Source organism: Methylophaga sp. UBA5088 (assembly GCF_002414625.1).
GTDB classification, from domain to species: domain Bacteria; phylum Pseudomonadota; class Gammaproteobacteria; order Nitrosococcales; family Methylophagaceae; genus Methylophaga; species Methylophaga marina.
The window spans coordinates 66,282-69,202 of sequence record NZ_DIAC01000010.1 but is presented as its reverse complement, the minus strand read 5'-3'; the positions used below and the strand labels follow the sequence as shown (position 1 = coordinate 69,202).

Sequence of the window (2,921 nt, the reverse complement as noted above, 5' to 3'; positions counted from 1 at the left end):
CACAGGCTCATCAGTCACGTACTTTGTTATTCCATGGCAGGTTGTAGGTAGTCCATTTGCTAGATTGTCAGCGTAAACAGTCATACCACCGCTACCACCTTCCCATTTGCTGAGAAAATCCATCAATGGCTGACTTGCTAGAACAAGCCCACCGATAACACCGGCTATGATTCGCTTTTTCATCCATTTCTCCAGGCAATAAAAAACCCGCCGAAGCGGGTCTTAATGAGCATTGTTTAATTTAGGTAATGTTGCCGCACGAAAAGGCAGAGATACGGGCTGTTGTACTAGGAAGCTGTATTATCCTCATGCCTGTTTTACCTGTTGTATAGGTAGCATCTGTAGTTGTGGCTGCTAAGTCACCATTCACATACATCTCCAATGTTGTGCCAATAGCTCTCATCTGTAATATGTTTGTGCCAGTTAAGCCAGTTAGATTCGCAGCAGAACCGAGAGGGGTTTCAGTTGCTCCATTAACACGAAATGCTTGCACAGATGCTGTTCCCGCGGTTGTGTTTATATCAAATTCCATCGCATAGAACTGGCTAACCTCATATCCTATGAGTGCAGGGTTAACCCTAGTTAATACATAAACTCGGGTGGATGCTCCAGTTGTTATTGCTGTTACGGTTGCATGGTGATCATCAGTAATAACCGCTTCGGCAAAGTTAGAGCGGCGGCTGATGTCACCACGGTTATAAACTTGATTTGAGTCTATCTCAAGAGCGATGCTGGATACTTCTTCAAGAGCAGACCATCCAGTGAGGTCTGCAACGTCTGCGAGATCGGGTGCAACAAAATCACCGACAAAGACTTCTGTTAAAGTAGGCCCTGACGCTTCTGATGTATTTGTGCCGCTTACCTCTGTATTGAACTCTGTTATGTTATAACCAGCACCGTCAATGAGAGCGATATAACCAGCAGCGTTCGCAGGTGCGTACAGATTGTTGCGGTCAATAACCCCATCAGCGTAAGCTGTTGAGTCAATTCGCATAGTGACACCGTCAAAATCAATCTGAGCGTCATTATCTACAACATCAAACTGCGTTTGACCGTCATCAGCTTTGATGAACTGCCTATCTGTGACTACATTGCCGTCAGCAGTAATATGAAATTCAGCACTGTCTGTTGCCGCTGCTGTAGCCAAAACTACAGTCGCCCAATTTGTGTACTCGTTGTGCAATCCAGCAGTATCTATATCACTGTTTCTGGCAAAACGAATAGTCCTTGCGTTACTGCCATAATACAGACAGTGCATAACATTTGAATAATTGTCAGCAAGCAACAGTCCTTCCGCGTACTCAACAGGGTATGAATATGTATTTGTGATAGAGCAGTCAACGCCCATTCGCATGTACTTGGATAGCTTATTGTTTGTAAAGGCTATGTTGTAATGCGTCAGATCTTCTATTTGAGACTTTAAATTACCATTAACAGCATAAGAAACACCCATACCTTTACCGAAGTTGTTTAGAGTAACGAGCAAGTTATCAAGGTAACCTGTTGGGTATAAATGATGATCTTTAGTGTCATCCTTGCAATCTGTTTCAAAATCACAGGCTACAACACCAAAATCACTATCTCTGTTTCTCACATCATGAACGACTTGGTATGAGTATAGCTCTGGCCCACCAGTAACCACATAAGCACCAGCAGGACAATCTCTTGTTGTAGCAGAATCCAAAACAAAAGTATCGCCAGACCAGCTTAGGTATGGGATTCTATGTCTAACTGTGTCGTCATCAGATAGTATTCGACCTGTAGCATCCAGATACCAAAGGTAGCCAGTAGCCGGAGTAGAAGGGTCTATTGTTGCTGATACTTGAAAGTTTATGGTTCCAGCTAAATTGCCTGCGCTTGTGTGCTCAAACCTATCAGATATTAATTGCTGAAATTTGCACTGGAGCATAGTCAATGTTCGCGTCCACTCCCCTGTGTCAGTTGTTAGCATGTCCACACTAGAGCCGGCGCTAACCGAGTTAATGAAATCAACCCGATGAACTAGGTTTCTGAATGTACCAGCCCCGCTAGATGACATAGACTGTGCTACGCATGCACTAGTCCTCTCTCCATCAATTATTAAGTTTCCAAAGAAATTAAATCCAGAAAGGCTACCTCCACCCCCAAAACCGTATGAAATTACACGACTAGGTGAATCATTAGTTATGACTGGTCTATTTTTATACCCGATCAGGTGATATCCGGTAGAGCTAAAATTAATCGCATAACTTCTTGTATAATTCCCTGATAGGTAATAAGTCTCACCACCAAGATTATCAAACGCTCCACCAGTGATTGTCTGCTTCGGCCCAGTAGAGCTGGTAACATTTGTATAATCAGCACCAAGCGCCTCGGCAAGTTGAATCTGGTTATCATTAACCTTGGTGAAACGATATAAACCAGCAGGGAAACCACCCTCTGTAGCGCCAGATAAATAAATAAAGTTGTAGTGATAAATCGGGCAGATATCAGCCGTTGCTGCATCGGTATCAACTGATGTGAAAGCCCCTGTTTGCTCTACGATTTGAGTTGAGTCGGTATAGGCTGCCGTTGTAAGGCTAACCCCCCAAGGGTCAAGGCCATCATTACCTGCGTCACCATCATCCTGATCGTAAAAGCGAATAGGTAACGTGCTTTCAGTGATGGGATTCAATTCTTTAGTCAGAGAAGCAAACCTTACTTGACCATCAATACCGCTTGGTGACATAACCTCAACCGTGACATTAAAGTCACCAGCCACAGGAATCATGGCATGCAGCGTGCCCTCAGAACTATCCGTTAAGAGGTTATGCGCTTCTTCTGTAACAGGATTAATAATGCCAAACCAGTCTGGAACCGGGTCACCGTTCCGATATGAAACCTTGATGCGAATATCAAAGTCTGTGAATTCGTTAACAGCTCTTGTACTCAGTTTTCTACTT

The 2,921-nt window shown here is 43.8% G+C and carries 2 protein-coding genes; both read right to left on the bottom strand.

Features of this window, described 5'->3' with window-relative positions; translation table 11 throughout:
- A partial coding sequence (locus tag B4K20_RS01170) for a hypothetical protein (RefSeq protein WP_289281582.1) occupies window positions 1–183 on the bottom strand: 183 nt, incomplete at its 3' end.
- Window positions 184–241: 58 nt separating this feature from the next.
- Window positions 242–2,921 (bottom strand): hypothetical protein (locus B4K20_RS01165; RefSeq protein WP_289281581.1); only part of this gene is annotated, 2,680 nt, incomplete at its 5' end.